The 7,286-nt window shown below is 39.9% G+C and carries 4 protein-coding genes; 3 read left to right on the top strand and 1 reads right to left on the bottom strand.

All coding sequences use genetic code 11. From position 1 onward, the window contains the following. Positions 1–9: 9 nt before the first annotated feature. Positions 10–2,646 carry an S-layer family protein gene (locus tag GNE10_RS29730; RefSeq protein ID WP_185569329.1) on the bottom strand — a complete coding sequence of 879 codons (2,637 nt, stop codon included), beginning with the start codon at positions 2,644–2,646 and terminating at the stop codon, positions 10–12. Positions 2,647–2,812: 166 nt separating this feature from the next. On the opposite strand from GNE10_RS29730, the gene GNE10_RS29725 reads away from it, so the two are divergent. From GNE10_RS29725 to GNE10_RS29715, 3 genes are all read left to right on the top strand, one after another. Then, positions 2,813–3,304, top strand: coding sequence for a COP23 domain-containing protein (locus GNE10_RS29725; RefSeq protein WP_185569328.1), 492 nt, complete (start codon positions 2,813–2,815; stop codon positions 3,302–3,304). A 625-nt stretch (positions 3,305–3,929) separates the two neighbouring features. After that, the gene (locus GNE10_RS29720) at positions 3,930–5,927 is read left to right on the top strand and encodes a tetratricopeptide repeat protein (protein WP_185569326.1); all 1,998 of its coding nucleotides are present in this window, start codon (positions 3,930–3,932) and stop codon (positions 5,925–5,927) included. Between the two features lie 271 nt (positions 5,928–6,198). Then, on the top strand, positions 6,199–7,188 hold the full coding sequence (locus GNE10_RS29715) for an SGNH/GDSL hydrolase family protein (protein WP_185569324.1): 990 nt from the start codon (positions 6,199–6,201) through the stop codon (positions 7,186–7,188). Positions 7,189–7,286 lie beyond the last annotated feature (98 nt).

Raw genomic sequence — 7,286 nt, 5'->3', positions numbered from 1 at the left:
CTCCCCATTTCATTGACAATTAGTTGAAGTTAACCCAAAACCATAGGGAGTAGGATTAGGTACTTGGCTGGCGAGAACTACGATTCCTTGGGGGTTAACATACCAACCTCTGGCTGGAGGTGGCAGTTGAGATGTATTATTCACCTTTGTGGTAGTACTAATATCACTAGGTTCAAAACTAATTAAAGCTCCACTACTTAGCTGTTCGCTCGGTCGGGGTGGTAATCCTCCGCGTCCGGTGATGGTAAATTCGCTTCTATTTTGGTTTGCTGTCCCTCGACAAGCTTGAGCTACTACTTCTTCTGGTTTGGCCACTTCTTGCGGTACATCGATAATTTCAAAATTATTTTCCGCCTCTGGTGTAATGATGCTGATTTGTCCGGCGACTCCCAGCTGGGAACTAGCAGTAATCTCACAAGTTGGACAAACGAAGAATCCTCTGGTATTAATACTGATATTTCCTCCCATCCCCTGAAAAGCGTCGGCGGTAATCTTACTACCTTCTAACAGTGTTACAAAGTTGGCTGGACTAAAGCCAGCAATGTTAATATTGCCTCCGTTACCACTTCCACCGGCGGTGGCGGGTATTTTACTGTTATGACGCATCAATAAGGCATTTGTTTGCAGAGATATGTTACCACCTTCCCCTGATGTGGTGGCGGCAGATAACAAGGAGCGATCGTCGAGTGTCAACTGACTCGCTTCAATTGTCAATCTTCCACCTGCTCCGGTACCAAAATTGTCGCTAGATATCTGACTATTACCGAACACCTGTAAGGAATTCTTGACTCGTAAATCAATGTTGCCACCTTGACCGCCTTTGGTAGCAGCTGTGATTCCCCCTTGATTCTCCAGCAAAATAGAGCCAGCATTCACCTGCAACGTCCCTGCATCCCCTGTACCATCGTTCCTCGCCGTCACCTGTGCCCCATCTTTAACAATCAATCGTCCCGTATTAATTATCACATCTCCAGAATATCCACTGGGTACTGGTGGCACTCTTAATAGTTGTTGCAAAAGCGGATCGACTATGTTCCCTGAGGAGATAATCAAACTAGGATTTACCGAGCCGGGGACTTTGCCACTTACCTCTACACTGTCTTGAGCGTTAATGGTGACGCTACCAGCAGGGCCGCTGGCTAAGGTGGAAGCATCTACTCTACCACCGTCTTTGATGACCAAACGTTGAGTATTAATGGTTACGCTACCAGCTTTTCCAGGGCCGCCAGTACCAGCAGTTATTTGGCTGGGAGTGAAAACAAAGGGTGTTACACCGAGCAATTCTACTAGCTTTGAGGCATTGACAGTGACATTTCCTCCAGAGCCAGTACCAGCAGTTACAGAGGCAATATTTCCTCCAGAAAGAGCAGTTAATTGCTGAGTTGTCACTGTCAGAGTTCCAGCATTGCCAGGGCCAAAAGTTCCCGCCGTAATATTACTGAAGCGAGTGGGGTTAAATGGTGAAAATCCCGACACTTCCAAATAATTATCGGTTTTAATATCAATATTTCCACCAGCAGCAGGTGTGTAAGTAGCGGCAGATATGGCCGCCCCATCTTGAAGGACTAAACGGGGAGTATTAACGCTAATATCTCCACTCTTGCCACCACCGATGGTTTCTGTAAATAAGTTGCTGGAAATCTGCCCATCTGTTGTGGTACTTACTAATGATAAGGATTCAGAGGCATTGACGTTAATCCCTGTTGCTGATTCTGTTCCTTGGGTTTGAATTAATACCACCGAGCCATCGCGGATGGAAATGTTTCGCCCCTGCAACTGAATCGAGCCGCTACCAGGGCCGCTGGTATCTGCTAATGCCTTTTGAGATAAAGCAATGTCTTGAAAGCTTGTCACCCCTTGATAACCTAAATTCCAGCCTTGAGGACTGGGATTGAGACTGACTAAACCTCCTGCCACACTACCTAAATCAATGCGCCCGCCTTCGGCTGTGAGGGTTCCCCCCTCTGAAATAATTCCTCCTCCCACCAACGCCAGGGTATTACCTGGCTGCACCTTTAGTCCCTCGGTGTTTCCCCTAGTGAAGGGTGAAAAGATCGGACTTTGCAGCGTAATGTTATGCCCTTGACCTTGGAGGCGAATCGCTTGCGGATTTTGCCCAAATTGCAAACCTATCGGCACACTAATGGTTAATCGGGGGGAAGTTGCATCAGTAGCACTAAATTCTGAACCATCAGCAAATTTCAGACTTTCTGCTGTACTGGCCAAAAATGAGCCGCCAATATTGAGTTGAGCTTTAGTACCGAAGTTAATACCGTTGGGATTTATCAGTATGAAATTCGCACCGTAGTTTTCCCTAATTAAGCCATCAATATTGGAAATTGAACCACCTGTAACTCGGCTAATGATGTTATTAATATTAGTGAAAGCTGCGGTGTTGTTGAAAAAAGCCTCGCCACCAGTGGGGACAGAAAATTCTCGAAAGCTGTGAAAGAGATTGTTACCGACTTGTGTTCCGCCTGTAATGATAAAATCCAGCCCTGGGGTCGTCCCTGGTGAAACCACAGTTTGTCCATCACCAAGTGTGTTATCTGAGGAAATTTGTGCTAAAACGGGAAAACCAGTAATTAGACAAGAGATATAAACAGCACTAGCAATTAAAATTTTTTGAGAAAAAAATTGTTTCATTTTACACGAGTGAAATTACTCAATAAAAAATTAATTAAATGTGTTTTTTTAGTGCATTTTAAGTACATTTAACCAAAAATGATATTATTGAGTTTAATATTTAAGCCTAAATTTTGGTCAAGAAAGGTCTTTAAGTAATATGAACAACAGGCAGTCTTGGGCAACTATGGCTACAGCCCCAATATTAGCTATGGGTGTTATGTTAGCAGTATCTGTGCCCAGTAGAGCTAGTAGCGTACAAGTCAGCTGCAAGACTGACACCACTACACCAAAAGTGATTGTGAGTTTGGTGAAAGACGGAAGTACCCAAAGTTACACTATATTAAATTTTCTGCCGAAATATTTCTCTGCGATGAATGGTGTGCAAAATTGCCAGAACACAGCTAAAAGTTTACAAAATATATACGAAACTGGTGATTCTGAATATTTAACGGGCGATCGCCTGAACGATCAATCTGTTGTGTGTGCAGTAGAACGCAGAGGTATCGGTTGCAATCATTACAATGCTAAAGTTTTATTTACTCTCAAACCAGTTGATAACCCCTCTCAAGCTTTATACGAAATGCTGGGTAGCGATTTTAAGCAAGCAAAGCCTTCCAACACCAGGACTCTTAGCCGTACTTACACGAATACCAAACCTTTTTGGTGGCCATTTTAATAAGTATTAAATGTCACTGTTCATGTTTGAATGTTGACTGTTAACCGTCAACTAAAGGCTTTTGGACTTGATATGCAATGGTGTGGCGAGTCTCCTAAATTGAGGAGATGAGCAGCGTGTAGTAAGTAAATGATAGAAAATTTAAATCAATCATATTCAATCTTATTAAAACTATCGATACAAAATTATCAAAATCCGATTTGGTTCAAGAATACTTGTAGACACTTTTAACAAAGAACAGGAAATGGGTAACAGGTAAAGTTATTGTTATTTTTGTTATAAAAATTAAGTAAATTAAGTATATATCTATATCGTCGTCAGTCGTACTATAAAATACAAACACAACTAATCGTCTAAGTAAGTCAGTGAAAATAAACAAAACTACACTTGAAACCTTTGCCAAGAACAAAGGACAAAGTGGAAAGTCTCTGGCGTTGATGAAAGAGCCACCAGACCCCAGTTCAAGAGCGGTTCAAGTTTAGTTTTGTTTATTTGCACCGACTTACTTAGGAGTATTAACAAAAAATAGTCAAAATTATTACATGAACAAGAAAATTGACCTTTGATAACTCAAAAAAATAAGTTCTTTTGCTACCTTCATAACTAAATATCTTTTTTTTCGATTATGAGGCCACTTGGTAAAGTTTTACAACAGGCTGACTTGGTTTCATCTGAGCAGATAGAAATTGCTCTCAAAGAGCAGGCCAAAGTTAATGGCTTGAAGCTTGGTGAAATTCTAGTTTTGCATGGATGGCTTAAACAAGAAACGGCTGATTTTTTCTCTGACAAGTGGCCAGTATTATTGGAGCAAAAACCAAAACAGCCTTTGGGTAAATATTTTCAAGAAGCTGGACTATTAAATGAACAGCAAATCAGAACTATCCTTGCTGAACAAGCAAACAAAAAACTTCGCTTTGGAGAATTAGCAGTACTGAAGGGTTGGTTGAAACCAACTACTGTGAATTTTTTTCTAGAGAATTTGGCTTTAGAATCCCAACTCCAGGAAGAAGAAATTTCAAATAATCAAAACTCAACCCACATAGAACAATCACATTTAAAAATCGTAGTGCCACAGCCAAACAATTTACAAATAAACCCCATTGAAAATTCAGCTTTTGCTATTAATTCGGCAGAGGAAGAATCATCAACATTAACAGTGTTTAGTCCTGGTAGTCTAGAATTATTCAAACAATTACAAGAAAAAGCTAGTTATCCGGAAGCTTTGCTGACAGAAGTCCAATTTTGGACAGATGGGGAACCGAATTTAACAGAAAAACTTTGCCAATTGCTGGTGGAATGGCCAGATAATATTGCCGCCGGAGCAGAAGCGGTAATAGTGCAACAAATCGTATATAGAAATTTTACTAATAATTGGGAAACTCAAATTACTGCTGAGTATTTACAAGGTATACATGAAAGTACGATCTGTAATCAGCAATGCGATTCCTTATCTTTGTTGAAGCTGTATCGAAAAATTTGGCAAGAAGGCGAATTACCAATGAACAACAGTCCAGAAGAGGCAGAACTGTTGCGTATAGGGTTGATAGTTCAACAACAAGACAAACTAAAAGTTGCCAACCGCATTTATCAAGCAGTTTTTAATTGTAATTGGATAAACCGCGAATTAGAAAAAATTCTGTATAATTCATCATCAAAAACAGCTATTTCTCCAAATACGAATTGGAATATCAGCAATACTATTACTAAGCCAAAATCTAGTTTAAATAAAAGGTTTTTGGCATTACTAGGAATAGCTGGTTTAATGGTGTGTGGTTCTGGTTTGATTATTTTTGGCTTGAGTGTATTTAGATGGTTGCAAGTAGAAAAGATTTTCAAAGAAGGTAATGGTTTCTTACAGCAAGGACAATATCAACAAGCCATCGCCAAATATAACAACCTTCTGAAGTTTGATAGCAATTACTACCAATCTTGGACGAACCGAGGCTATGCACTAGCTGGACTCAAAGACTACGACCAGATGCTAGAATCATGCACCACAGCAACTATTATTAATCCAGAAGCTGTTTATGCGTGGAATTGCAAAGGAGAAGCACTATTTAACCTCAAACAATATAATCAAGCACTGTCAGCTTTTGATAAAGCCATTCAACTCAACTCGAAAGATCCTGTGTTCTGGATTAACAAAACAGAAGCTTTACTAGCAATCAACCAACCTGATACAGCACTTGTTAGTATTAATCAAGCAATTGAGATTTTAAAAGAAATTGCAGAACTTCAACATAAAAATACAGATGCTAAAGAATTAGCCATTGCTTTTAGCTATCAAGGTAAGGTATTATTCCGAAAACAAGAATACGAAGGTTCTCTAAAAGCCTATGAACAGGCATTAAAATACAATCCTCAATACTTTGTAGCTTTACGGGGTAAAGGGATGGTGCTACAAGCTCTAAAGCGAGACGATCGCGCCATCGCGCAATTTTATTTTCTTCTAGATCATCACAAATTAAGTGATGGTCAAAAAGCCGAAGTCTGGTATTATTTAGGATTGAGCCTTTGTAGATTCCAGCAAACCGAAAAAGCGATCGCTGCCTTTGATGAAGCTTTGAAGCTCAAACCCAATTACCAACTTCCACAACAAGCCAAAGATATTTGCCCAAAATAAATGGTTTAATTCGTAATTAAATCGATACTTTAGGTAGAAGTTTAATACTAATTAATCATAAATTCACTGAAATTAGCGCCCATATTTTTGGCTATTTCAGTAGATATGTTATGCATATTTGTGTTGATATAATTTTGTTTTTCATGCCGACGATTTAATTTTATATAGCCCTCAAAATGAGCAAAACAACAATTATGAATACCAAAAAATAATTAGCTTTGCAAGATTGCTAAAACTATCTATTTAGTAAAAAAGACTAACGATAATCACTATGAAAAAACATATTTTATCCGCAGGATTGATATTATCATCTTCTTTTGTATTCTCACTCAAAGCATCAGCCGCTAATTTCAGTCAAATTTACGCTTTTGGTGACAGCTTAGTTGATACTGGCAATGCTTACAATTTTATTAAAGCGGCTACAGGAGACGAATTTCCTCCCAGTCCACCGTATTTTCAGGGACGCTTTACCAATGGCCCGGTTTGGGTAGAAGGTTTATCTTCCAGTTTGGGAATAACACTAACTAACTTTGCCTTTGGTGGTGCTACTACAGGTACTTTGAACACCATTGATGGAAATTTACCTGGATTAGTTCAACAGATAGCAAGCTTTACTACAACAAATTCTCAAGCCGACAGCGAAGCACTATATGTCATCTGGGCTGGTGCAAATGATTACCGTAGTGGCATCACAAACCCTGCTGAACCAGTTAATAATTTAATAAATGCAGTAAAATCGCTTGCTAGTGTTGGTGCTGAAAATTTTCTTGTAGTAAATTTACCTAATTTAGGTGCGCTTCCTAGCATTAATAACAATCCAACACTTTCCGCTGGACTAACTGCTTTGACTAACGCCCATAACTCCGGCTTGAGTGCGGGTGTCAACACTTTGAACCAGCAAGAAGATCTTCATATCACCCTTTTTGATGCTAATGCCTTATTGAACAGAGGTCTTGCATCACCGCAAGAATTCGGTCTAACAAATGTTACTGATGCTTGCTTGACAATAACCAGCCCAACAAGTTTTACCACCTGTCCCGACCCCGATCGATATTTATTCTGGGATCAGTTGCATCCCACAGCATATACTAACAGTATTTTAGCAGGAGCCGCATTAGTAGCAGTTCCAGAATCTTCCCCAGCTTTAGGGATTTTAGCACTGGGGGCTTTAGGGACAATAGGAGTGCTGAAGCGTCAACGTATGTATAGGAAAACTCGAAGAGATAAATTATCTTTGTTGAAGTTGATGAGTGATGAGTGATGAGTGATGAGTGATGAGTGATGAGTGATGAGTGATGAGTGATGAGTGATGACGGGAAAAGCAGGATTTATTCTCCTTGTCTCCCCCATCTCCCCATC

This window comes from Nostoc sp. 2RC, assembly GCF_014222165.1.
GTDB classification, from domain to species: domain Bacteria; phylum Cyanobacteriota; class Cyanobacteriia; order Cyanobacteriales; family Nostocaceae; genus Nostoc; species Nostoc linckia.
Note: the sequence above shows the minus strand (reverse complement) of the source record. Positions and strands in the feature narration are given on the sequence as shown.